23 protein-coding genes are annotated in these 25997 nt (G+C 46.0%); 9 read left to right on the top strand and 14 right to left on the bottom strand.

The features are described from left to right. Positions 1-29: 29 nt before the first annotated feature. Positions 30-455, top strand: a complete 426-nt coding sequence (locus L4D79_RS20880) for a universal stress protein (protein WP_428653955.1) — start codon at positions 30-32, stop codon at positions 453-455. A 133-nt stretch (positions 456-588) separates the two neighbouring features. On the opposite strand, the gene tdh is transcribed toward L4D79_RS20880, so the two are convergent. Beyond that, positions 589-1620, bottom strand: a complete 1032-nt coding sequence (gene tdh / locus L4D79_RS20875) for an L-threonine 3-dehydrogenase (RefSeq protein WP_428653953.1) — start codon at positions 1618-1620, stop codon at positions 589-591. Between the two features lie 80 nt (positions 1621-1700). After that, positions 1701-2894: a glycine C-acetyltransferase gene (locus tag L4D79_RS20870; protein WP_428653951.1), complete on the bottom strand. Its 1194-nt coding sequence runs from the start codon at positions 2892-2894 to the stop codon at positions 1701-1703. Between the two features lie 215 nt (positions 2895-3109). Here L4D79_RS20870 and L4D79_RS20865 point away from each other — a divergent pair, with 215 nt between their 5' ends. The 3 genes from L4D79_RS20865 (at position 3110) to malZ (ending at position 6646) form a co-directional block, all read left to right on the top strand. Beyond that, complete coding sequence (locus L4D79_RS20865; RefSeq protein WP_428653948.1) at positions 3110-4033, top strand: LysR family transcriptional regulator; 924 nt, start codon at positions 3110-3112, stop codon at positions 4031-4033. A 152-nt stretch (positions 4034-4185) separates the two neighbouring features. Further along, positions 4186-4635 carry a DUF4174 domain-containing protein gene (locus L4D79_RS20860; protein WP_428653945.1) on the top strand — a complete coding sequence of 150 codons (450 nt, stop codon included), beginning with the start codon at positions 4186-4188 and terminating at the stop codon, positions 4633-4635. Between the two features lie 157 nt (positions 4636-4792). Next, positions 4793-6646 (top strand): maltodextrin glucosidase, encoded by a 1854-nt coding sequence (gene malZ, locus L4D79_RS20855; RefSeq protein ID WP_428654108.1) that lies wholly within the window; start codon positions 4793-4795, stop codon positions 6644-6646. 69 nt (positions 6647-6715) lie between these two features. On the opposite strand, the gene L4D79_RS20850 is transcribed toward malZ, so the two are convergent. Both L4D79_RS20850 and L4D79_RS20845 read right to left on the bottom strand, forming a co-directional pair. Beyond that, the gene (locus L4D79_RS20850) at positions 6716-8623 is read right to left on the bottom strand and encodes an ATP-binding protein (protein WP_428653943.1); all 1908 of its coding nucleotides are present in this window, start codon (positions 8621-8623) and stop codon (positions 6716-6718) included. Between the two features lies 1 nt (position 8624). After that, a complete protein-coding gene (locus L4D79_RS20845; protein ID WP_428653940.1) occupies positions 8625-9476 on the bottom strand; it encodes a sulfurtransferase in 852 nt (283 codons plus the stop codon). Between the two features lie 409 nt (positions 9477-9885). On the opposite strand from L4D79_RS20845, the gene L4D79_RS20840 reads away from it, so the two are divergent. The 3 genes from L4D79_RS20840 (at position 9886) to L4D79_RS20830 (ending at position 13567) form a co-directional block, all read left to right on the top strand. Further along, entirely contained in the window at positions 9886-11325 is a 1440-nt protein-coding gene (locus L4D79_RS20840; protein WP_428653938.1) for a glyceraldehyde-3-phosphate dehydrogenase, read from the top strand. A 207-nt stretch (positions 11326-11532) separates the two neighbouring features. Next, entirely contained in the window at positions 11533-12930 is a 1398-nt protein-coding gene (locus L4D79_RS20835) for an ATP-binding protein (protein ID WP_428653936.1), read from the top strand. Position 12931: 1 nt separating this feature from the next. Then, positions 12932-13567, top strand: a complete 636-nt coding sequence (locus L4D79_RS20830) for a response regulator (protein WP_428653934.1) — start codon at positions 12932-12934, stop codon at positions 13565-13567. A gap of 261 nt (positions 13568-13828) precedes the next feature. On the opposite strand, the gene L4D79_RS20825 is transcribed toward L4D79_RS20830, so the two are convergent. Further along, positions 13829-14017, bottom strand: coding sequence for a hypothetical protein (locus L4D79_RS20825; protein WP_428653932.1), 189 nt, complete (start codon positions 14015-14017; stop codon positions 13829-13831). A 92-nt stretch (positions 14018-14109) separates the two neighbouring features. On the opposite strand from L4D79_RS20825, the gene L4D79_RS20820 reads away from it, so the two are divergent. Together L4D79_RS20820 and L4D79_RS20815 are read left to right on the top strand one after the other, a co-directional pair. Then, positions 14110-15174, top strand: a complete 1065-nt coding sequence (locus L4D79_RS20820; RefSeq protein WP_428653930.1) for an efflux RND transporter periplasmic adaptor subunit — start codon at positions 14110-14112, stop codon at positions 15172-15174. Beyond that, the gene (locus L4D79_RS20815) at positions 15171-18266 is read left to right on the top strand and encodes an efflux RND transporter permease subunit (protein ID WP_428653928.1); all 3096 of its coding nucleotides are present in this window, start codon (positions 15171-15173) and stop codon (positions 18264-18266) included. The genes L4D79_RS20820 and L4D79_RS20815 overlap by 4 nt, the downstream gene beginning before the upstream one ends. A gap of 451 nt (positions 18267-18717) precedes the next feature. Here L4D79_RS20815 and L4D79_RS20810 read toward each other — a convergent pair whose 3' ends face one another. From L4D79_RS20810 to L4D79_RS20770, 9 genes are read right to left on the bottom strand one after another with little or no spacing between them, the layout of a single operon-like run. Beyond that, positions 18718-19161, bottom strand: coding sequence for a F0F1 ATP synthase subunit epsilon (locus tag L4D79_RS20810; protein WP_428653926.1), 444 nt, complete (start codon positions 19159-19161; stop codon positions 18718-18720). A gap of 11 nt (positions 19162-19172) precedes the next feature. Then, a complete protein-coding gene (gene atpD, locus L4D79_RS20805) occupies positions 19173-20558 on the bottom strand; it encodes a F0F1 ATP synthase subunit beta (RefSeq protein WP_428653924.1) in 1386 nt (461 codons plus the stop codon). 21 nt (positions 20559-20579) lie between these two features. Next, complete coding sequence (gene atpG / locus L4D79_RS20800) at positions 20580-21455, bottom strand: F0F1 ATP synthase subunit gamma (RefSeq protein WP_428653922.1); 876 nt, start codon at positions 21453-21455, stop codon at positions 20580-20582. Between the two features lie 53 nt (positions 21456-21508). Beyond that, positions 21509-23050: a F0F1 ATP synthase subunit alpha gene (gene atpA, locus L4D79_RS20795; RefSeq protein WP_428653920.1), complete on the bottom strand. Its 1542-nt coding sequence runs from the start codon at positions 23048-23050 to the stop codon at positions 21509-21511. A gap of 13 nt (positions 23051-23063) precedes the next feature. Further along, positions 23064-23612, bottom strand: coding sequence for a F0F1 ATP synthase subunit delta (locus L4D79_RS20790; protein WP_428653918.1), 549 nt, complete (start codon positions 23610-23612; stop codon positions 23064-23066). 14 nt (positions 23613-23626) lie between these two features. Continuing rightward, positions 23627-24097: a F0F1 ATP synthase subunit B gene (atpF, locus tag L4D79_RS20785; protein ID WP_428653916.1), complete on the bottom strand. Its 471-nt coding sequence runs from the start codon at positions 24095-24097 to the stop codon at positions 23627-23629. A 52-nt stretch (positions 24098-24149) separates the two neighbouring features. Next, positions 24150-24386 (bottom strand): F0F1 ATP synthase subunit C, encoded by a 237-nt coding sequence (gene atpE, locus L4D79_RS20780; protein ID WP_004730405.1) that lies wholly within the window; start codon positions 24384-24386, stop codon positions 24150-24152. 48 nt (positions 24387-24434) lie between these two features. After that, on the bottom strand, positions 24435-25205 hold the full coding sequence (gene atpB / locus L4D79_RS20775; RefSeq protein WP_428653913.1) for a F0F1 ATP synthase subunit A: 771 nt from the start codon (positions 25203-25205) through the stop codon (positions 24435-24437). Position 25206: 1 nt separating this feature from the next. Next, positions 25207-25605 carry an ATP synthase subunit I gene (locus L4D79_RS20770; RefSeq protein WP_428653911.1) on the bottom strand — a complete coding sequence of 133 codons (399 nt, stop codon included), beginning with the start codon at positions 25603-25605 and terminating at the stop codon, positions 25207-25209. Positions 25606-25997 lie beyond the last annotated feature (392 nt).

Below are 25997 nucleotides of genomic sequence, written 5' to 3'. Positions count from 1 at the left end.
ACATCTCTGATAAAGATAGGGAGTTCATTATGAGTTATAAAAATATCATGCTGGCATTGGACCTTGGCGATAACACTCAAGCTGTATTGGATAAATCCGAACAGGTTGCAGCCGCTTACCCTAATGCCAAACTTAACATTATTCATGTCAATATGGATTTCGAAGATTATGACTTTGGCATCATGGATATCGATTTAACCGAATACGAAAATAAAGAATACCATGCTTCGGTTCTTGCGATGAGAGAACAAATTCAAAACATGAACGTACAAGTGCACAAATATCTTGTTTGTTGCGGTGTTGTAGAAAACGAAATCCGACACAGTGTAAAAGAGTATGGCATCGACCTATTAATTATGGGCCACCATAAAACCAATGCTCTCACTCAGTTCTTCTCTGAATCTGGGGCACTCATGCGTAATATGCCGTGCGATGTTTTGCTGTTAAAGATTTGAAACGTAATACCTATATCCAAGTGACTTCAAGCTACTTAGTCTAGCGAGAATGACTTGGGTATAAACAATTTTCTGACTATTCGATCTATAAAAAAACGGGCTAATAAGCCCGTTTTTCATTACCTGAAAGGGATTATTCCCAATCCAAGATAACCTTGCCTGACATGCCTGAACGCATAATGTCGAAGCCTTCCTGGAAGTCATCAATCTTGTAGTGGTGAGTGATGATTGGTGTTAGATCAAGACCAGACTGAATCAAGCTTGCCATCTTGTACCACGTTTCAAACATTTCACGACCGTAGATGCCTTTGATGATCAAACCTTTGAAAATCACCTGAGTCCAATCGATGCCCATGTCTGATGGTGGGATACCCAGTAGGGCAACCTTACCACCGTGGTTCATGCTAGTTAGCATGCTGTTGAATGCAGATGGTACACCTGACATTTCAAGACCCACATCGAAACCTTCTGTCATGCCTAATTCAGCCATAACATCTTCCAGTTTCTCTTCTGCCACGTTTACGGCACGGGTTACACCCATTTGGCGGGCAAGATCCAAGCGGTATTCGTTCACGTCGGTAATCACAACATGACGCGCACCAACGTGCTTAGCAACTGCCGCTGCCATGATACCAATTGGCCCAGCACCGGTGATCAGGACATCTTCACCCACTAGATCAAAAGACAATGCAGTGTGAACCGCGTTGCCGAACGGGTCAAAGATAGACGCTAGATCGTCAGAAATACCTTCAGGGATCTTAAATGCATTAAACGCAGGGATCACAAGGTATTCTGCAAATGCACCTTCACGGTTTACACCAACACCGGTTGTGTTACGACAAAGGTGGGTACGGCCGCCACGACAGTTACGGCAGTGACCACAAGTGATATGACCTTCACCTGATACACGATCGCCAATTTCAAAGCCACGGACTTCCTGGCCAATGCCAACCACTTCACCCACATATTCGTGGCCAACAACCATAGGCACAGGAATCGTCTTTTGTGACCACTCGTCCCAGTTGTAGATATGAACGTCAGTACCACAGATAGCGGTTTTCTTGATGCGGATGAGTAGATCATTGTGGCCAAGCTCAGGCTTGTCCACTTCAGTCATCCAAATGCCTTGTTCTGGCTTAAGTTTGGAAAGTGCTTTGATTTTCATTATTTGTTCCTACTGCAGGGTAGATATGCAAGGGCTGATACATTGCCAGCCCTTGGCCCTTGAACTACTGGGGGAATGGATTAGATAATGCCCATGTCCTTGCCCACTTCAATGAAGGCATTGATCGCTTTGTCTAGTTGCTCTGGTGAGTGTGCTGCTGACATCTGTGTACGGATACGTGCTTGGCCCTTTGGTACAACCGGGAAAGAGAAACCAACAACATAAATACCCTTCGCTAGAGAACGTTCAGCGAACTCAGCGGCAACTTTTGCATCTCCTAGCATAATTGGGATGATCGCGTGATCAGCACCACCCATAGTGAAGCCAGCGGCTTCCATACGGCTACGGAATTGCTCAGCGTTTGACCATAGACGGTCACGCAGATCGCCACTTTCTTTAAGTAGGTCGATAACACGGATAGACGCGTTGACAATCGCAGGAGCGACAGAGTTTGAGAACAGGTATGGACGAGAACGCTGACGCAGCCAGTCGATCACTTCTTTCTTACCCGATGTGTAGCCACCTGAAGCGCCACCCATCGCCTTACCTAGCGTACCCGTGATGATGTCGATACGATCAACAACATTGTGGAACTCATGCGTACCGGCACCTGTTTTACCCATGAAGCCAACAGCGTGAGAGTCATCAACCATGGTCAATGCGCCATACTTGTCTGCTAAGTCACAGATAGCTGGAAGGTTAGCCACTACGCCGTCCATTGAGAAAACGCCATCAGTCACGATAAGAATGTGACGAGCACCCGCTTCTTTCGCCGCAATCAATTGCTGCTCAAGCTCTTCCATGTTGTTGTTCGAGTAACGGAAGCGCATCGCTTTACATAGACGAACACCATCAATGATTGATGCATGGTTTAGGGAATCAGAAATAATTGCGTCTTCTTTGCCAAGAATAGTTTCAAACAAACCCGCGTTGGCATCGAAACAAGAGGTGTAAAGAATAGTGTCTTCTTTACCCAAGAATGTTGACAATTTCTGCTCAAGCTCTTTGTGAATGTCCTGAGTACCACAGATAAAGCGTACAGACGCCATGCCGAAACCGTGCTGATCCATACCGGCTTTACCTGCTTCGATAAGCTCAGGATGGTTAGCAAGACCAAGATAGTTGTTCGCACAGAAGTTCAGTACTTCTTCGCCAGTACTGATAGAAACAGCAGCTTTCTGCTGAGAAGTGATAATGCGCTCAGACTTGTACAGACCTTCAGCTTTTACTTCTTCGATTTGCTGATTGATTTGATCATAAAATGCGGCAGACATGATGTTCCTCACAATAATATCGTTTAACCGGCTGTCACCAATTGACATCCGGCACAAACACACGGTGAAACCGTCTATTTGAGCAATATTTCCATTTATAGATTAGGTGATTTACCTGCAATTATTGTAATTTCACAGGATCTTTGAACTTTAGCCATTCTAATCAAAGAGCAATAAGACTATTATCCCCTCTCGTGGAAAAGGTCTCGTGAATTATGGACACAAATAAACTCATTGCCTTAATGCCTGAACTGGCAGTATTTAAAATTGTGGTTGATGAAGGCAGTTTTACTGCAGCAGCAAGAAAGCTGGGAGTGACCCCTTCAGCCCTGAGCAAGCAACTTTCCCGGCTGGAGCAAACCCTATCAGCCAAGTTGATCGAGCGTACCACCCGTAAACTGGTGATTACCGAGTCGGGTAAAGGTATCTACAACCAATGCTGCACCTTACTGGAAGCAACCAAACAAGCGGTCGAATTCACGATTTCTGAACACGAAACGCCTTCTGGATCGTTAACTGTGGCGGCACCCAAAGCATTTTTGAGTATCGTTTTGCAGCCTATGGTACTGCCGTTTCTCACTCAATACCCTGATATCGAGCTGAAACTTAAGGCACGTGATGGCGATATCGATCTGATCTCTGAAGGGATTGACGTGGTTTTCCGTCTGACGGAAAAACCGACTGAGGGGTTAGTGCTAAAACAAATGGGTAAAGTCAGCCTGAGTCTTTGCGCAAGCCCAGAGTACCTTGACCTACGAGGCATCCCTACGCATCCAACCGATCTGTTGCAACACGACTGCCTATACCTCGGTGAAACAACGACCGATCATATTTGGGATTTTGTCAAAGAGGGGGAAATGCACACGATCCCAGTCTCAGGTCGATATGCGGTGAATCACTCACAGATGCGCCTGCGTGGTGTCATGGACGGCCTGGGGATCGGTATCTTCCCGGACTTTGTCATTAAAAAAGCATTGGCCGAAGGTGAAGTAAAGCAGGTGTTGGCAGACTGGACCATCAAGGGCAACTACCAAGGTGACATTGCACTGCAATTTGCCCAAACCAAATTCATGCCTGCTCGTCTTCGGGTCTTTATCGATTATGTCGCTGAGCACATGGCGAAATACACAGTGTCTTGAAGTCACTTGGGTATATACTAATAAACACAACAATGAAACAACATTCGCACCTTTGATCCAATCCGACAAGAATGTCGTTAGTTATTGGCAGCAGCGCTGATTTATACAGCGCCATCACCGGCTTTCCCCTAGCATCAGGAAGGAAGACGACAATGAGTAAGCTGTTAACAAACCTATTGGCGATAATTCTTGTTGGTTGTAGTGTTAACGCCCTGTCCTACCCTACAGATTCCATGCATTGGAACCACCGTAGTATTTTGTATTTTGCCCCTGAAAAAGATCAGCATGTTAATGCCTTTATAAAGGAATCGCTGATGCATGACTGCATGTTACAAGAGCGAGATATTGTTGTGGTGGTCATGACCAAAGACGGCTATAACAAACCAACGGACATCTTTAGCCCGGAAGATATCGTTCGGTTAGAAAAACTCTACAACATCCCCCGAGGTACCCACACCGCGATTTTGATTGGTAAAGATGGACTGGAAAAGCACCGCTGGAATGAACGAACCAACTGGCAGCACATTTCCCAGCTGGTCGACAGCATGCCATTACGTAAAAAAGAAATTGCTTATTCCTCTAACAGCCGCTGCTCCATCTAGCAGCGGCTTGCTTCTCATCCCACATAAACACGAATCACTCGCAGTTCTTCTCTACGCCCCCACCTACGCCTGAAATTTTTGAATCGGGAGGATTCTATTTTCATGCAAAAGCAGTAAGGTAATGGGCACATCGACTTCTGAGGGCGGAATAACAATGATGACTAAGCCTTTTTTTTACCACGGACAGGACACCCACTGGGTAACGGTTTCAGAGCACTCCCTAACCCTAACGCTTGCCAGTGAAGCTGACACGCTAATTTCCACTATTTTCATTCGTTGCGAGCCAGACAACGAAGAAATGCTCATCGACATGGAAAAAGGGAAAACCGAAGGTAGACTTCAATACTGGCATGGCCAAATCCCACTCAATCAAGATAAAGCCTTAACTCACTACTGTTTCAAGGTGATGCAGAACAGTCGCCAGTGGTGGCTCGACAGTAAGGGGATCAGCCCTCGAATGCCCGGCAGGGAATCACATTTCAAATACAACGCCCAACACCAACCACCACAGTGGGTCAAAAGCCAGGTGTTCTACCAGATCTTCCCAGACCGCTTTAACAACGGCGACCCAGCTATCAGCGTAGTGGATAACGAGTACTGCCTTAAAGGCAATGAGCGGCCAACAATCGCCAAAGAATGGGGCGCGCCGGTATCGGACTCACATGAAAACAATGGCCCCAATGAATTCTACGGCGGTGACCTGAAAGGGATAGAAGATAAGCTTGATTACCTAGAGAAGCTTGGTATTACAGCACTGTACCTGAACCCTATTTTCGAGGCGCCAAGTAATCATAAATATGATACGACTGATTACACGCGTATCGATCCGCACTTGGGTAACAATGAACAGTTTGCCGATATGGTTGAAAACCTCCATCAGCGCGATATGAAAATAGTGCTGGATGCGGTTTATAACCATACGTCGGTTAACCACCCATGGTTTAACCGCTATCAGAAAACGCAAGAAACACCCGGTGCATTCGGCAACCCTAACTCCCCTTTCCGCGATCACTATCAATTCGACAGTGACAGCGAGCACTACGTTGGTTGGAAAGGCATAGATAGCCTACCAAAACTCAATTTTTCGAACCCTGAAGTCCAAGATTATATCTATGCCGGTGACGATGCCGTGATCAAACAGTGGCTTCGTCCGCCGTACAACGTTGATGGTTGGCGTTTTGATGTTATCCATATGCTGGGGGAAGGAGTGGGGGCAACCAACAACGCACATTATGTCAAAGCTTTCCGTAACGCAGCTAAGTCAGTGAATCCGGACTGTTATGTCTTGGGCGAACACTTCTTTGAAGCCACCAGCTGGCTGGAAGGTGATCAGGAAGACGGGGCCATGAACTATTATGGTTTCGCCCACCCGGTAAGAGCTTTCTTTGCCAATAAAGACATCGCCTACCATAACTGCAAAATTGATGCTGCCGAGTTTGCAGACTGGCTGGAAGAAGTTCGCGGAAAAATTCCATGGCAGAACCAATTGGCACAACTTAACCAGCTAGACAGCCACGATACCATGCGCTTTTTGACGACATTGGAAGGCGACCAAGACACCATGAAGCTGGCACTGCTAATGCTGTTTACCTATGTTGGCACACCGTGCATTTACTACGGAACAGAAGTCGCTTTAGAAGGAGGCCACGATCCGGATAACCGTCGTTGCTTCCCTTGGGAACGCACTGAAACGTCGAATTCTACCTACGATTTTGTCAGCACACTCATCAGTACCCGTAAAGCCCATCGAGCATTGCAGGAAGGAAACCTTCACTGGTTGCATGCAGAGCAACAACAGCTCGCCTACGCCCGTACTCTAGGTGATGAGACACTGCTTACTTTGATCAACAACAGCGACTCATCAAAAGTGCTTACCCTGCCGGTTTGGCAGCTAGGTATCGCTGATAATGCCGTGTTAACCGAGTTGATCACCGGTGATGAATGGGAGTGTAAAGATGGGGTGCTCAACATCACGCTTGCAGGAAAAGAAGGCCTACTCCTGACGCTATAGCGTTATATAGACAAGTTACCTCAAGGTGCAGAATAGAAGCCCTTACTGGTGCAATCCAGTAAGGGCTTTTTAACTCACAGAATCCGTACTGAGTACACCTAGCAGGGTGCTGAATAAATTAATTTTAATAATGGGTTTTGCGAGATAAGCATCCATCCCCGCGTCAAAACAATGCTGCTTTTCACTTTCCATAACATTCGCGGTTAGCGCAATAATAGGCACCTGGCTGCCATTGGTGCTCCGCCGTATCATCGCCGTCGCTTCCAAGCCCCCCATCTCCGGCATTTGGCAATCCATTAGGATCAAACCCGGCTTACTACTTTTTATGTAATTAACCGCTTGAACACCATTATCGACCACATCAATTTTGGTTAATCCCATCGACCTAAGAAACGCTATAACTAACTGCTGATTCACATGGCTATCTTCAGCAACAAGAATTCGAGTATGCGCAAACTGGGATAAGTCGCACTCTGTATTCTCTTGCAAACCCAATGGCTTGTGATCATTCACAGCTAACGCTTTTTTAATAGACAGCCGAAAAGAAAACTCTGTCCCCTCTCCTTCTTGGCTGATCACACCGAGTTTTGCCCCCATGAGCTCGCATAGCCGATTTGAAATCGTCAGACCAAGCCCAGTGCCACCATACCGCCTTGAAATAGAACCGTCGGCTTGGGTATATGACTCAAAAATACTGTCAATCTTATCGGCAGATATCCCAATGCCGCTATCAGACACTCGAAGGCATAACTCCGCTTCATGGGGTTTATCTTGTAAGATTTCTACCGATACATTGACAAAACCGCTGTCGGTAAACTTAACCGCATTCCCTAACAAATTTGTGATGACTTGGCGTAAATGCTGTTCATCACCATTAAAGTAACAGTCCTTTTCTGGCGGCAGGCTAAGGTTCACATCAAGCTTTTTCTCTATCGCTTCTAAATGAACGGTTTTAACGCATGAGTGAATAAGCTGATTCATATTAAAAACAGTTTCTGACACTTCAACCTTACCGCTTTCAAGCTTGGAGTAACTTAGGATCTCGTTAATAAGGACTAATAAGGAGCAAGCGGACTCTCTAATATATTCAACTTGCTGACTAGACTCATGATCTAAATTTTTTTTCTGCAAGCACTGAATAAAACCGATAATACCGTTCATTGGCGTTCTGATTTCATGGCTCATATTTGCCATAAATTCGCTTTTTACTTTAACGGCGCGATCCAGCTGTTCTGTCTGAGATTCTAACTCCTGATTAAGCTCTAATAGCTTTTTGTTTCTAAAAAACAACTTAGCATCCGATGCCTGTATTTTTCTCGCTAAGCAACCCACCTCACTGTCCGATTCTGTGAGCTCAAGTAAACTGACCTCTCCTTTACCCATTAAAGAAAGCTGTTCTGTAATCATAGAAATAGGTTTAGTCACGCGGGTATAAACATAATAAAAAACAAAACACAGCATAAGAATGAATGGTAGCGAGAGCTGTACTAAAGAAAACAACAACCCTTTCACTATATAAGCGCTTCTGTAATACACAGCATAGTGAGCAATAACTTTGCCATCAAAAAACATTTCATTAACAATACTGAAATGAAATCCAGAGTTTAATACTCCCACTAGTTTCGATTCATTAGCCGGGAAGTTAGCTTTACGGTTACTTTGGTATCGATGAGTAAGTTGGCCATCAAGATCAAAAATATTCACTGCCGAAATTTCATCGTAGTTTGAGAAAAAACGATTTAACTCAATTGAGCTTTCAACATCGGAGCTTATAAAAGTATCTATAACCAGTGGCGATGAGGTATTCATTAACACCTCAACATCCCTTGTCACACGTTTTAAATTTTCTTGATATGTAAAAAGCAGGGATAAAAATATTGAAGCCAACATAATCAATCCGATAACGGTAAAAAGCCGACATGCCAACACTCCCTTTGTGCACATTGCCACGGTTGATTTTATTCGACTGTCCGTCATCTTATTGCTCCCTCTCCAATTCTACCGGTAGCTTTCTTGCCGACCAGTCAATCCAAGAGCCGTCATATAAAGCCACGTCGAAGCCCGCTCTTTTGAGAACGTAAAAACTCAACGTGGAATTTTTCCCTAAATTACAATAGGTAATGTACTTTTTATCACGCCTAAAATGGCTGAAAGAGGAAGCGAGCTCAATATTGTTCTTAACAACCCTTAATCCTGACTCCTCCTTATACAGAGATGAAATAGGATAATGCAAAGACGATGGAATTCTGCCATAAGTGCTACTCATAGACTTACGCCCTTGATATTCGTCTAAGGTTCTCACATCTAAAATGGTGTATTTTTGTGAGTAAGTCGCTAGCTTGACAACGGTAGTACTGGCATAAACCGATGCATTAAAATTAGGTTCGAACAGGCTCATCTTTATATCCTGAGCGTGACGTTCAGTTGGATGGCTTTTCTTCCACGCCGAATAACCGGGTTCGAATACCGCTACGTTTTCATGGCCATAAAGCGTCAAAATCCAGAACAAGCGAGCCGCACTTTCAAGATCACCATTGTCATACACGATAACCTGCTTCTTTTTATCAAGTCCCTTCTCTCGAAGCAGCAAGGTAATTTGCGTCCGCCCTTTTACGTATAGCGCCCTGTCTTTGCTGAAATAAGCCTGGTTGAACGGAAAGCTAATCGCACCTGGAATATGTCCGGCATCATATTCCTTTTTACTCCGGCCATCATAGATGATGATCTCATTACTCTGGAGCTGGTTTGCAAGTTGCTCAACAGTCAAAGCAAATGCAATTGAAGGCACCAATAACAAAGCAACAATCGACAGTATAAAGTTAATTCTCATGACTTAACCTATTTGCAATCTGGGCCAGTGGCCGTGCCTAATGGGTATTAAGTCATAACCAGCAAGAACCGCACCAAGTTAGCGATGAAGTAATCTATTGTTTATAAAGAATTAATTAATATGGTCAGCACTTTTCAGCAGATAGGCTCAATTTGGGAGTCAAATTGCTAATCGAATTTGTTAACGACCTAAATTAAGTGATGTCATTTTTTACGGGCTACAAGCTAACAGCAACAAAAAGCTTGCGTTACATCACTGTTTCAACTTGCGGGAGATCACATTTCCAAGCCGTTAATTTTACTAGGATAAAAACCACGCAAACGTTACACTCCCCGTCATAAAATCTATAACAAAAACATTACAAACCGCTCTGCGGTCTCTTCCCTAACGTGAAAGGTCCAAACTAACGATGAGTCCAGAAAAATACCTTCTAGACTGGCAAACAAGCCAAACCAATGCCGAATCTATTTCACCGCTACTTGGTCAGCTATACCGGCAGAAGGGTGTTGAAGTCCTGATGTTCGGCAAGCAAATCGTTAATACGTCAGTTATCGATATCGTTAAATCCCACCGTCTTTCCCGCCGTTATACCGGCTCAGAACTATCTCCGGCACAGTCATTACCATTGATCCAGGCGTTGAGCTCACTTGACCTCTCTCCTTGTCGGATTGACATTGGTCAGCTAGCCCACAGCTACTGGTCTAACAACGAAGACGAAAGCAACATCAGTGATTTCCTACAAACTGCATTACTTGAATCACTGAATAGCAGCCAGTCCGTCGAAACCCGCGATGTTGTTCTTTATGGCTTTGGCCGTATCGGTCGCCTGCTTGCTCGTCTACTGGTCGAAAAAAGTGGTCAAGGTTACCCACTTCGCCTTAAAGCTATTGTGGTCCGTGGCGGCAAAGGTGGTGATTTGGAGAAGCGTGCCAGCCTACTACGTCGTGACTCAGTACACGGTCCATTCAATGGTAGTATTACCGTCGATGAAAACCGCAAGGCTATTATCGTCAATGGCAACTACATCCAGGTGATTTATGCCAATAGCCCTGCAGAAGTCGATTACACGGCATTCGGCATTCACAATGCACTTGTCGTAGACAACACAGGTATGTGGCGTGACCGCGAAGGGCTAAGCCAGCACCTTGGTTGCAACGGTGCGGAGAAAGTCCTGCTTACTGCACCGGGTAAAGGTGATTTGAAAAATGTGGTATTCGGCGTCAATGAAACAGTGATCCAAGAAGATGATGCGATCATCTCTGCGGCGAGCTGTACTACCAATGCCATCACCCCTATCCTGAAAGCGATCAATGATAAATATGGCATTGACTCGGGCCATATCGAAACCGTGCACTCGTTCACCAATGATCAGAACCTGATTGATAACTTCCACAGCGGTGAACGCCGTGGCCGTTCAGCATCATTGAACATGGTACTGACCTCTACCGGTGCAGCTAAGGCAGTAGCCAAAGCCTTACCAGAGCTATCAGGTAAATTAACGGGGAATGCTATCCGCGTACCAACACCCAATGTCTCTATGGCCGTTGCCAACCTGAACCTGCATAGCATCGCTGAAAAAGACGAGCTCAATGCCTACCTACGAGATATGGCCCTGAACTCGCCACTATCAGGCCAAATTGACTATACCGAGTCGACTGAAATTGTCTCATGTGACATCGTAGGCTCACGCCATGCTGGTGTCGTTGACGGTGCGGCAACTATTGCCCAAGATAAGCGCTGTGTACTGTACATCTGGTACGACAACGAATTTGGCTACAGTTGCCAAGTTGTCCACTGCATGGAGCAGATGATGGGTGTACGTTACAAGACTTACCCCGAAGTGAAATAGATTTATCCTAATCACCTCAAGCGACGGGCCTAAGTTAGGTAAGTCGCTTGGGTATATTTCCCTTCCATCACAATAATAATATTCCTAGCAAATTTTGCCGCCTCGTTTCTTGGCGGCTTTCTTTTTGCGCCTTACTCTTTTAGTTGATCAACACCTGCAAAGCGTAATACCCTCAATGGGCAGCACTTCACTCCGGACTCGTTTGCAATGGGCTATTTTTCGACATTCCTCGTCTATCTATTTTACGGCCTTGCCTTCTTTTCTGTCGGCTGTGCCATTCTATTTCGTAATTTCCGCTACAGTAAACTCACTATTTCCCATAGCCTCTGGGCTCTGGCCGCATTTAGTTTTGCTTATGCGTTCTATGAATGGTCTGAGCTATACATCAATCTATTTGGCGACCGAATCCAAGAACCTAAATCTACGTTTATCGAGTGGTTACGGCTCGGCAAGCTCTCAGTATCGTTTTTCTTCTTGCTTCTATTTGCCTGGATGATAACCATCGTACAAGCCCGCTGGTTACGACGGCTGATGAGGAGCGTTCTGGCCCTTGCCTGCCTTAGCTATTTGGCCATTCTATTACATGCCGTATCCACACATTCCTTTGGAAAGGAAGCCATCGATAACCTAGAAAACTACTCTCGATTTATTTTGGCCTTTCCGGCCACCGTCATTTGCGGCCTTTGCCTTATCAGCTACGGCCGTCAGCTTACCGATGACCAAAAATCTTATGGCCGCTATTTCCAGTACACCGGCTACACCTTTCTTTTAATGGGTATTCTGGCCGGTGCCTTTCCGATGGATGTCGATGGCCATTACTTCTACTTGCGGGTCGGCGTTGCCTATTGCCTGCTGCTGTTTCTCTATCTGGCGCTTAGCGTTTTTGACAGGGAAAAAGAACGATTGGTTGAGTCACAGCTCCACCAAGCCTACTTATCCGATAAATATAAAGCCATCGGCCAATTGGCTTCCGGCGTGGCCCATGAAATAAATAACCCACTGGGCTCATCGACACTTTCCCTCGATATGCTGGAAAGTCGATTAACAGAACAAAAGCAGCTTGAACTCGTTAATAGAACCCGGCTGGGCATAGATAGAGCAGCAACCATTTGTACATCTTTACTCAATTATTCGCGCTCGGCAGAAGAAGTAACACAGTATACATCAGTCAATAAAGCCATCGGCTCTGCCCTGCAATTACTTGCCCATAAAGCAAGAGGGTTTAATATTTCGGTTTGCGGTAACGACTCAATTTCACTATTCTGCAACCCAATTAAACTTGAAGAGCTCGTCATCAATTTAGTCAGTAATGCGATTGATGCTTCTGAGACAAATAAAGACATACTTATAAAAATCGATAATAAAGTGATTGATGGGTATGAATTCATCCTCTTATCAGTAACCGACAACGGATGTGGAATGGATAAACAAACACAAAATAAAGCGGTTGAACCTTTCTTTACCACCAAGCCTATCGGCCAAGGTACCGGCCTAGGGCTTGCCATCTGTGCACAAATTACAGCTGACCACAAAGGAAAACTGACCATCAACAGTACCAAAGGGGTTGGCACCACTGTCACGGCTACACTTGCCAAGGAGATCTAACATGACCAGTAAAATTCTTGTGGTCGAAGACGATCAACTCCTGAGGGAGAACATTAGCGATATTCTTGAAGACGCCGGTTATCAGGTGTTTCAAGCCGACAGTGCAGAACCCGCTCTGAGGTTATGTCAGGAGCATATCTTTGATCTTGCTGTTCTGGATTACCTACTGCCAGGTTTGACCGGTACCGAAGCGATATCCAACTTACGCCAACTCAACCCCAATCTCTCTGTTGTACTTATCACCGCATTTGCAACGGTCGATATCGCGGTTGATGCGATGCAAAAAGGGGCCAATGACTTTATCGCTAAACCCTTTAATAGCACTAAACTACTGATGACGGTAAAGCGCTGCATCGCTGAGAAAGCCTTTTTCCCTGAAGACAGTGAATTGAACCTCGATAAAGTCTACTCAGCACTGTCTAATCCAATACGCCGAAACATCATCAAGCACCTTACGGATAACAAAGAATTGAAGTTTATGGCGATCTTCCACCTGCTTGATATCGAAGACCATACCAAGCTCAATTTTCATATCCAACAGCTCAAACGAACAGGCCTGATTATCCAAGATGACAACCGGGTTTATCGCCTCTCCAAAGCAGGTTCACAAATCTTTCGCCATCAAATCAACCGGTAGAATGCCTATCTCCCCTCTCCTCTCGTTATTTACTGGATATACCCAAGTTACCTCAATCTTGAAGTAGCTTGGGTATATATACCCAAGCCCCAAGCCCCAAGCCCCAATTAAATAAATCAATATAAACATTGCTATCAAAACTAATCAATTTGATAGCGATGTTTATCAAACTAAAATCTAACTCATTATTTTAAATTTGGATTTCATATTTCAATTAAAACTTATCATATTTTTGTTTTATGAGCTCTGCGGCAATATTCACTATGCGTGTTGTGAACCACAGGCAGCTTTCATATATTTCCACTTTGACTGGTGATTATTGGTGTATTCAGAATCGGCCTTGATGGTTTTTCTCTCTGATTCCGCTGTTTCTTTTTTGACTATTATTGTTTTCTTTATTCTTTCAAAAACAGGTGAAAGCCGTTGGCGATATATCTTTTTTAGATCCATTACATCATCTGACTCCCAATGCCCACAGAGTGAACCGACTTGCTATGAAATATCGACCTCAAATTATTGCCCTATCTTTAACGATAGGCATAATGACCCTCACTGGATGCCAAGAGCACACTACGCTGGAAGACCAAGCGCCGTTGCGCCCCGTCAGGACAGCCGCCGCCTCCAGCAGCCCTTCGGACTTCCAACATCGATTTGCCGGCACCACAATTTCAGCCTCAACAACCAACCTAAGCTTCCAAGTCTCCGGCACCATTGACCACTTTCCGGCAAAAGCAGGGGCACGCCTACGTACCGGTGAGGTGATTGCGTCACTCAATGACGACGACCTACAACTGGCATTGAAAAAAAATGAGGCCTTACTCCAACAAGCCACCACGAATGCGCAAGCCAGTACTTCTCGCTATCAACGCATGAGCGAACTCCATAGCAAGAAATTGATTTCGGAGATGGACTACGACGTTGCCAAAGCCGAGTATCAGGTCAGCCTGGCACAAATCGATCAGGCGCAGCAAGCTGTCGACTTAAGCCGCCAGCAGATTCAGTACGCGATGCTACATGCGACTGAGGATCATTGCTCTGTCACCCAAACCTATGTCACCGAAAATGAGAATGTCAGCGCCGGTCAGTTAATTGCTGTAATGAGCTGTGGAAGCATAATGGAAATAACAGCCAATGTTTCTGAGAGCACAATATCCAACCTGAGAATTGGCCAGCCCGTCGAGGCGATAATCAATGCCGCCCAGTCGGAACCGCTACCAGCCCATATCAGCGAAATAGGCTTGAACACTGGCAGTAACGGCACCTACTTTGTTACCGCCCAGCTAAAAAACCGTAACGCAAAATTACGACCGGGTATGGCGGCAGAATTACTGATTAACCGTGACTTTCTCGTCAACAATGAAAGCCTGTGGGTCCCGATGAACACAGTCAATGAAACCAATGGCCATCGGTATGTCATGACCTTTGAACCCACCGAAGGCAAGCGGGGCCTTGTCAGAAAAGTCGAGATAGAAACCGGTAAGTTTATCGCGGGTTCCATTGAAATAACCCAGGGGCTAATTGAAGGGCAGCGAGTCATTACTGCTGGGCTGAATCAAATCTATGACGGCCAAGAAGTCATGATGCTGGTCGAGGGTGATCGCTCATGAACATCACGCAGCTTGCATTGCAGAGAAAGCAGTTGATGGGGTTGATCGTACTCGCTGCTATTTTGCTCGGTATCACGTCTTTTCTGTCAATACCACAAGCACAAGATCCAGGCTTCCCGATCCGTACAGCTCAGGTAATAACAACTTTTCCAGGCGCATCGCCAGAACATGTCGAAGAGCTGGTCACCGACAAACTGGAAAAAGCAATCCAGGAAATGCCGGAGCTTGATAGTATCAATAGCCTCTCAAAGTACGGTGTATCGATCATCACTGTCGATATCAAGGACAGCTATAAAAATCTCCGGCCAGTTTGGGACTCGCTCCGACGCAAGGTTGACGGAGTACAAAATGAGTTACCAGCCGGAGCTGGCCGCTCATCGGTCAATGACGAATACGGCGATGTCTATGGCATTGTGGTCTCGGTTGTTGCCAACGACTACCATTACAGCGAGCTAAAAGACATCGCCGATCAGGTGCGAGATGAATTCCTGCGCCTACCGCTGGTCGGCAAAGTCGATATCTATGGCGCTCAGGAAGAACGTATTTTCGTTGAATACGAAAACAGTCACCTGCAAGAACTCGGGCTTTCACCCAATTATCTATTGCAGTTCTTAGCCGGAAAGAACACGCTGTTAAGCGGCGGCGAATGGCATACCGATCACGAAGTCATGAGCATTGAGCCAAGCGGAAACCTTGAATCAGTTGATGCGCTCAAACGTACTTTTGTTCCACTTCCTAACTCCAACGAGGTGTTACCTCTGGGGAATATTGCGAACATCTACCGTGGTTATGAATACCCAGCCCGTTCCATGGTGACCACCAATGGCGACAACAGCCTTGCACTTGCTGTTGCCATGATTGACGGTGGTAACATCGTCACTCTGGGTGAGCAAGTAGATCAACTGCTCGACTCTCTTCACCAAACTTATCCTTGGGGCGTAGACTTTGAAACCATCGCCTATCAGCCCGAGCTGGTGAAAAATACCGTCGATAGCTTTGTCAGCAATCTATTCCAGGCGATAGCCGTGGTATCAGGAGTCATGCTGGTGACGCTTGGCTTGCGAACTGGCTTGATTGTCGCGAGCCTGATCCCTGTCACTATAGCTGCCACTATTGGCATCATGTACTGGCTCCAGATCGGTCTCGATCAAGTCTCCCTTGCTGCACTGATGATTGCACTTGGGATGCTGGTTGATAACTCTATTGTGATGGCCGAAAGTATCATGACAAGGATGCAACGCGGACAAAAAGCATTTGATGCCGCGCTCAATGCCGCCGGTGAATTAAAGCTATCTCTACTCACTTCATCCCTCACCACATCGGCGGCATTCCTACCCATTTTTCTTGCCGAATCAACAACTGGTGAATACACCGCACCGCTGTTCAAAGTGGTATCAATTACCTTATTAGCATCATGGTTCTTCTCACTGACGATGATCCCAATGCTGTGCCTGCTTTTTTTGAAAATAAAGCAGCCCGACTCTAGTGAAGCAACCCTTGGCTGCTCAGAAGCGAAGCCAGATACAATCCATCCAAATCAGTCCGAAAAACTGTATAGCCAAGCGCTATCTACCCTCTTGAGGTATCGTTACCGAACACTTTCTGTGGTGGTATTGGCCTTTGGTCTTGCGCTCTATAGCTTCCGTTTCATTCCAGTCATATTTTTTCCGCCTTCAGAAGATCCGACGTTCAAACTGGAAATCGAGCTACCTGTAGGCTCTCCCCTCAGCAAAACCGTGGAAGTAACAGAAAGTATTGATACTTATCTAGAAACACTTAAAGCGTCACCAGAAAATGATAACGAAGGACTAACGAATTGGGCTGCATTTATCGGTAACGGCGGACCCCGCTATGTGCTTTCCCACACCTCAAAGCCTGCCAGCCCTAACTATGCCGTTTATTTACTGAATACCACCAGCGGTGAGGTAGTGGATGATTTGATGGCCAGCATCGATCAACATATTTTCAGTCACTTCCCTGATGTCGTTCACAGCACACGGAAAGTAGAAAACGGTGCAGCAATCAAAAACCCGATAGAAGTCAGGATCATGGGCAATGATACAGACCAGTTATTTGCACTGGCTGATACCGTCAAACAACAACTCAGTGCGATTAATGGTGTCCGTGCCATCAATGATGATTGGGGAAACAAGACCAAAAACCTTTTCGTCAATATTGATGAAGCCCAAGCACAGCGCCTAGGTATCAGCAATGCCGATATCGCACAGGTGATCCAAGCCAGCACGACAGGCATTCAGATCTCAGAATACAGGGAACACGAGGACATTATTCCCATTATGCTTAAGGCGAATTCCCAGCAATATAATGGCAAGGATCTACCCACAAGTATGAATGTACTGACGCATACCCTCGATTCGATACCCCTTGGTCATGTCGCCCAAGCCAATCTCGAGTGGCAGCCAGCCTTGATCCCCCGCCGGGACCGAATGAAAGCGATTACGGTATCAGCCAGTTTGGCACCTAGCCTCACTGCGGCAGAGGTCAATAACCAGCTTAAACCGTGGCTAAATGAGCAGCAGTACAACTGGCCGACAGGTTACCGCTGGGAGCTTGGCGGTGTCGCCGAGTCATCAGGCCAAGCAAACAAATCGATTTTTGAAAAACTGCCAATAGCCGCCGTCATTATCTTGCTATTGCTGATGGCACAATTCAATTGCATCCGTAAAACCACCATTATTCTAATGACGATCCCATTGGGGCTAATTGGCGTAGCGATAGGCTTGCATGTCGCCCAGTCATACATTGGGTTTATGACTTTACTGGGAATCATCTCGCTGGCCGGTATTGTAATAAACAATGCCATTGTATTGATCGACCGTATCGATATCGAAAGGCAGAGTGGACTTGGACATTACGATGCCATTATAGAAGCCGCTAAACGACGTATGCGTCCTATCCTGCTGACCACGGCAACAACCGTGGTTGGTATGATCCCGCTATGGCTAGGGGGAGGCATCATGTGGGAGCCCATGGCGATTGCCATTATCTTCGGCCTGCTAGGCGCAACGATTCTAACCTTGGGTATCGTGCCTGTTCTCTATGCGGTACTCTTCAGGGTTAAAGCACCGTAATATTCTTGTAAATCATAGCCATATCCCATAACGAATTAAAAACGCCAACGTCAGTTGGCGTTTTTAATTCGCTCAAATATTACCCATCGCTATATTTCATGCAAAAAAAAGCTTCTCTTGCAGCAATCGACAAGAGAAGCAAACCAATGATAATAATAAATTGCCTTAAAGCTTAATCAAAGCCTGTCTATTATTGCAGATGTGAATACTTAAACTAGATAATATTCACTATCAGATAATGGGGTTTGTATTATTGTTATTCGCAAACATTCAGTATTACGTAGCCTATTTAATCCAAATAAGCAGTGACGCAAAAATAAAAAAAGCCCTGACCTTGGAGTAGATCAGGGCAAAACAACTATAACTAATGAAAATTTTAATAAGCTTTTCTGAAACCGTGTTGCAAGCTGGGCTGCCGGTCGGTAATCCGAGCCCAGGCTGCTGTTTCAGTCTATCGACGCATCTGTTTCTGGGTCAGTTCAATGGCACGGAGCTGCGCCATTGCCTTTGCCAAATCCATCTGCGCCTGAGCGAAGTTCGCATCGTCAGCATGCCTAACAATGTTCTCTTCAGCTGCACGGCGTGCTTCATCCGCGCGGGCTTTGTCGATATCCTTCCCGTGCATGGCTGTATCAGCCAGTACGGTTACTACAGAAGGTTGTACTTCAACAAGCCCACCCGAGATATAAAGGATTTCTTCAGGATCCTTTAGATCGGTAACGAAGCTCGCCACACCTGGTTTGATCCGGCTCAGCAAAGGAGAGTGGCCCGGGCGAATACCCAATTCACCATCGAACCCTGCAATCGCCAGCGCATGGGCCGGACCAGAAAACAGTGGGCCTTCGGCACTCACAATGTTGAGCTGGAACGTATTTTGAGTAACGCCAATTGCCATAACTTTCCCCTTTACATCTGCTTCGCTTTTTCAATTACTTCATCGATACTGCCGCAGTACAGGAATGCCTGTTCCGGAATATCGTCATATTCGCCACTTAGCAGCCCCTTGAAGCCTTCGATGGTCTCTTTCAAAGAAACGAACACCCCAGGCTGGCCGGTAAAGACTTCGGCAACGTGGTAAGGCTGTGTCAAGAAACGCTCAATCTTACGCGCACGGGCAACGGTTTGTTTATCCTCTTCAGAGAGTTCATCCATACCCAGAATCGCAATGATATCCTTAAGCTCTTTATAGCGTTGTAATACCGTTTGTACACCACGGGCAACTTGATAGTGCTCCTGACCGACAATCAGCGGATCAAGCTGACGTGACGTAGAATCTAGTGGGTCAATCGCTGGATAGAGGCCAAGCGCTGCAATGTTACGAGACAGAACAACGGTGGCATCCAAGTGCGCGAACGTTGTTGCTGGTGATGGATCCGTCAAGTCATCCGCAGGGACGTATACGGCTTGGATCGAAGTGATCGAGCCTTTCTTGGTTGAGGTAATACGCTCTTGCAATACCCCCATCTCTTCAGCCAAGGTAGGCTGATAACCTACCGCTGAAGGCATACGACCTAGCAAAGCGGATACTTCGGTACCAGCCAAGGTGTAACGGTAGATGTTATCGATAAACAACAACACGTCACGGCCTTCATCACGGAAACGCTCAGCGATTGTCAAACCCGTCAAAGCAACACGTAGACGGTTACCCGGTGGCTCGTTCATCTGGCCGTAAACCATGGCTACCTTGTCAAGTACACCGGCTTCTTTCATCTCGTAGTAGAAATCGTTACCTTCACGGGTACGTTCCCCTACCCCGGTAAACACTGACAAGCCCGAGTGCGCTTTAGCGATGTTATTGATAAGCTCCATCATGTTCACGGTCTTACCTACACCCGCACCACCAAATAGGCCGATTTTACCGCCCTTGGCAAACGGACAGATCAGGTCGATAACCTTCACCCCGGTTTCCAACAGCTCGGAGCTGTTAGCCTGCTCTTCGTACGAAGGTGCTTCACGGTGAATGGCGTACTTGACGTCCTCACCAATTTCACCGCATTCGTCAATCGGTGTACCCAGCACATTCATGATCCGTCCCAATGTCGCTTCACCGACTGGGACCGATATTGGTGAGCCCGTATTTTCAGCAGTCAGGCCGCGACGCAAACCGTCTGATGAACCCATTGCGATACAACGAACAATACCGCTACCCACTTGTTGCTGGACTTCCAGCACTAGCGAAGCATGATCGCCATCTATAATATTCAGCGCATCATACACACGTGGCACGCTATTCTGGTCAAACTCCACGTCAACGACCGCGCCGATGACTTTGACAATTTTTCCCGTACTCATTTGTTATCCTCGGAAATTCATTTACACGGCCTGGGCACCTGCCACAATCTCACTCAGCTCCTGAGTGATCGCGGCCTGTCGGGCTTTGTTGTATACCAGCTGGAGATCATTTATTAGCGTGCCGGCATTGTCTGTTGCCGCTTTCATTGCCACCATTCGGGCAGCTTGCTCACACGCACTGCTTTCTACCGTTCCTTGATAGACCTGCGATTCGATATATCGCAGCATTAACTCATCCAGCACCGTCTTGGGATCTTGTTCATAGATATAATCCCAACGGCCTTCCCGCTTTTCGCTGTCGGCACTGTCTGCCTGAGCCAATTCTGGTCGTGGCAGCAATTGAACCACTTTCGCTTCTTGTACCATGGTGTTCACAAATTCGTTGTAAACCAAATACAAGCGGTCTATCAGTCCTTCATCGTAACGCTCCAGCATGGCTTGTACTGGGCCAAGTACTTCTTCCAGTTTGGGTTTGTCACCCAGGCCAGAGGCCTGAGCGACAACATTGCCTAAACGATGGAAGAAAGAAATGGCTTTCGAACCAATCAGGGTGGTATCAACCTCGACCCCTTTATCACGCCATTGCTGCATCTCACCCAGAACTTTCTTAAACAGGTTGTTATTTAAGCCACCACACAGTCCCCGATCAGAGGAGATAATGATGTACGCAACCCGCTTAGCGTCCCGCTCTTCGAGATATGGATGTTGGTATTCCAGCGATCCTGAAACAACGTGACTGATCACCTTACGCATGTTGTCTGCGTAAGGACGGGTCGACGCCATGTTGTCCTGCACTTTACGCATCTTGCTCGCGGCAACCATTTCCATCGCACTGGTGATCTTCTGGGTGTTCTGGACACTGCTGATCTTGGTACGAATTTCTTTTGCGTTTGCCATTTTTAGCTCCTGTCTACCTCGTTGCTATGCCGCCGCGCGGCTTACCCTGACGATCAAAACGACTGGGTATCCATAAAGGACTTCAACAGGTTATGCAGGCTTGTTTCAATCCCATCGTTGTAATCACCCGAAGAGTTGATTGAGGCCAACAATTCGGCTTGGGTACTCTTAGCAAAGGCCATCAGCTCTGCTTCGAACTCACCAATGCTCGCCAATGGAATACTGTTGAGGTAACCTTTTTCAGCGGCAAAGATAGCAATAGCTTGCTCAGCAACTGACATTGGCGAATACTGCTTCTGCTTCATGAGCTCAGTAACTTTCTCACCGTGATCCAGCTGTTTACGCGTGGCATCATCCAAATCAGATGAGAACTGGGCAAACGCAGCCAATTCACGATATTGCGCCAATGCTGTTCGGATCCCGCCGGAGAGCTTTTTGATGATCTTGGTTTGAGCTGCACCACCAACACGTGATACCGAGATCCCCGGATCAACGGCCGGGCGTAAACCCGCATTGAACAAGTGCGTCTGCAAGAAGATCTGGCCATCGGTGATGGAGATTACGTTGGTCGGAACGAAAGCAGATACATCACCCGCTTGAGTTTCGATGACTGGCAGCGCCGTTAGCGAACCAGTACGCCCTGTTACTTTGCCATCAGTGAAACGGGCTACATAATCTTCGTTTACTCGAGCTGCACGCTCGAGCAAGCGTGAGTGAAGGTAGAACACGTCACCCGGGAAAGCTTCACGGCCCGGCGGACGTTTTAGCAGCAGTGAAATCTGACGGTAGGCAACAGCCTGCTTGGACAAATCATCGTAAACAATCAGGGCATCTTCACCACGGTCGCGAAAGTATTCGCCCATGGTACAACCGGCATACGGAGCCAAATATTGCAACGCTGCCGCTTCTGAGGCCGACGCCACCACAACGATGGTATTTTGCAATGCACCGTTTTCTTCAAGCTTGCGCACTACATTGGAAATGGTCGACGCCTTCTGTCCAATCGCTACATAGACTGAATAGATACCGGAGTCTTTCTGGTTAATAACGGCATCAATCGCCATCGCCGTTTTACCCGTTTGACGGTCACCGATAATCAACTCACGCTGACCTCGACCAATTGGCACCATGGAGTCAACGGCTTTGTAACCCGTTTGGATTGGCTGATCAACGGACTTACGATCGATAACCCCTGGGGCAATAATTTCTACCGGGGCAAAGCCATCACTGTCAATCGCCCCTTTGCCATCAATCGGCTGGCCCAAAGTATTCACTACTCGACCTAGCAAGCCTTTTCCCACAGGTACTTCAAGAATACGACCCGTGCCTTTTACTGTCATGCCTTCAGCAAGGTCGGCATAAGGGCCCATCACGACGGCACCTACTGAGTGACGCTCAAGGTTCAGTGCCAGTGCATAACGGTTACCCGGCAGTTCGATCATCTCCCCTTGCATGACATCAGCAAGGCCATTGATGGTGATAATACCGTCACTAACAGAAAGAATTGTGCCTTCATTACGTGCCTGGCTGGCCACGTTGAAGTTGGCGATCCGCTGTCTGATTAGATCGCTGATTTCGTTTGAATTTAATTGCATGTCTAGTACCTAATTACGCCTCTAGGCGGCTGGCAAGTCGGTTAATGGCGCTTTTCAGCGAGCCGTCAATCACCAGCTCTCCGGCCGTGATTTTGATTCCCCCGACCAGCGACTTATCAACCTGACAAGTCAGGGCAACGGTGCGGTCCAATTTCCGCTCCAACGCTTGACACAAGCTGCTTTTCTGCTGCTCGTCCAACGGTTCAGCAGTGGTGACACAAGTCTCTACTGTGCGCTCAAAATCTGCTTTAAACGTCTGGTAAAGGTCGGTCACCTGAGGCAATACCCCGAGCCTGCCGTTTTCTGCCATCAGCTTGACCAGGTTTTGTCCGGGCTCGTCTATTAGGCCATTACAAATTGCCAAGAATGACTGAGTAAATGCCTCATGGACATCCGGGCCGAGCATATCGAGAGTTTCTATTTGACTCGCAATGACGGGTGATTCTGCGACTTCTTTCATCACCACCAGCATGTTTTCCCAAGCTTCTAGTTGGGCCGCATCACGAGCATAATCAAATGCTGCTTTTGCGTAGGGGTAAGCAATGGTTTGTGGTTCGGACATACTTAACCCCCTTGTTAAAGATCTGTAATGATCTTATTGACCAGAGCCCGGTTGGCGTCGGTGTCTAACTGGCGGTTGATGAGTTTTTCTGCACTCTCAATCACCAATTCGGTCATTTCGTGGCGTAGTTCCTCTCGAATTCGATTACGCTCACTTTCCAGCTCGGTTTGCCCAGCAGCAATGATACGAGCTTTTTCCTGCTCAGCTTCGAGCTTGGCATCTTCAATGATCTGCGCTCGGCGTTTGTTCCCCTGCTCAACCAAGCCACTGGCCTGTTGTTTAGCATCGTCAAGCAAATTGGCACCATTGGCTTTCGCCAACTCCAGTTCTTTCGCCGCATACTCGCTATGAGACAGACCTTCCGCGATGACTCGCTGGCGCTCATCAAGCAACGCAGTCACAGGAGGCCATACATATTTCATACAAAGCCAAACAAAAATCACGAATGATATTGCCTGTCCAAGCATGGTGGCATTTAAGTTCATTCCATCCTCACTTTTTAGTAACTCTATGTTGTTTAAAGAGTGGTGAAATGGCTTATGCCACCGCGAAGATGATGTACAGACCGATACCTACACCAATCATTGGTACCGCATCAACCAGACCCATCATGATGAAGAACTGGGTACGTAGCATTGGGGTCAAATCAGGTTGACGAGCGACACCTTCAAGATATTTACCGGCCAAGTTACCGATACCACTTGCCGCACCAGCAGCGCCTAGACCAATTAGCAGTGCACCCGCAACGTAAAGAACCGCACTAACAATATCCATGAAAAACTCCGAATCAGATTATTAAAAACGTAACTTAAGAAAATAAAATTAATGATGTTCTTCTACGGCCATTCCTAGGTACACAATGGTCAGTACCATGAAAATGAAAGCTTGCAAGAACACAATCAAGATGTGGAACAATGCCCACGGCACACTCAGCGCCCACTGCATCCACCACGGCATCAATGCGATAAGAATAAAAATCATCTCACCTGCATACATATTTCCGAACAGTCGTAGACCGAGTGAAATAGGCTTGGAAATAAGCGTTACTAATTCCAATATAAAGTTCACTGGGTATAACAGTGGATGAGTAAAAGGCTGCGTCGTTAATTCTTTAAAGAATCCAACTAACCCTTTATTTTTTAGCGTATATCCAATAATTAAGATGAATACACCAAGCGCCATTGACATAGGAACATTCACATCAGCTGATGGTAGATCCCGAAAGTGTCCCAAGCCAATAGTACGTGCAAGCATTGGCACAAAGTCTACTGGGAACAAATCAATGGCATTCATTAAGAATACCCATACAAATATTGTTAATGACAAAGGGCCTATCAATTTATCTTCTGTTTTAAATATTTCCTTTACTAGGTTATTAACAAATTCAAATGTGACTTCAATTAAACACTGCATTCTACCAGGAACACCACTTGTTCCTTTCGTTGCAACATATCTAAACACACCAATAAAAGTTAAACCTAACACCCAAACCATGAACATGGAGTCTAGATTTAAACTCCAAAATCCTTCGCCTGCAGTGAGGAATGTCAGATGGTGCTCAATATATTCATGAGCAGTAGTAACATTTTCCACCTTACGTCATCCTAAATTGAGGTTTGTTAAATATAGGGGTAAAACAAGATCCCATATAAGTCAGAGAATAAGCCACAATCATAGTTATCTCATTGATTTCATTAAATCTAGAAACCATTAACATAAACACGGCTGTGTATGTCCATTTGATTATTTCATTAAACCATGCCAGTTCGCCGATGTGGCTTCTCTTATTACGCTTAACTTTTATTGCAACAGATAGTAAACCTAATAAAGATGGAACAACGGCAATAGCAACACCGATAAATGCTGACTCAACACTCTGTGAATCACTCGATACAAATTCATACAAAACCACGATCGCACCAATAACAGACTGTGCTGATAGTAATGATTTCAGTGCAGAAATAATATCAGAGCATGGAGAGTGACCTTCCATAGATATATCCTCTTACGTTAATTAATATTAGTAGTAATGCCTCCTGATAATATAAAAAGAAAATTAACCTTCAGTGCTGAAGTGGTTTTTAAATTATCATATTTTTTTTAAATGTCACTCAAAAATTAAATTTTTTTTATTATTACAACTATTCCAAAGTTGAAACACATTCCAATTAAAAACTTCCACACACATATAGCAGCTTACAAAACAAATAATGAACAAAAGCCTATTCACCAACTACCAACACCTATCACCACCCTCATACCGCTTTAGGGTTAGATCATGAGAAATATAACTTTCTCTGAACTTATAATTCACTACAAAAATAGTAGCTCTTCAATTTTTGCAATCATTGATTTTCATTTTTGGTGCTTGATTGTTCGGTCACT

The organism is Photobacterium satsumensis, assembly GCF_050336935.1.
GTDB lineage: Bacteria > Pseudomonadota > Gammaproteobacteria > Enterobacterales > Vibrionaceae > Photobacterium > Photobacterium satsumensis.
The sequence above is the reverse complement of the archived record's forward strand: the minus strand, read 5'-3'. Positions and strand labels throughout refer to the sequence as shown.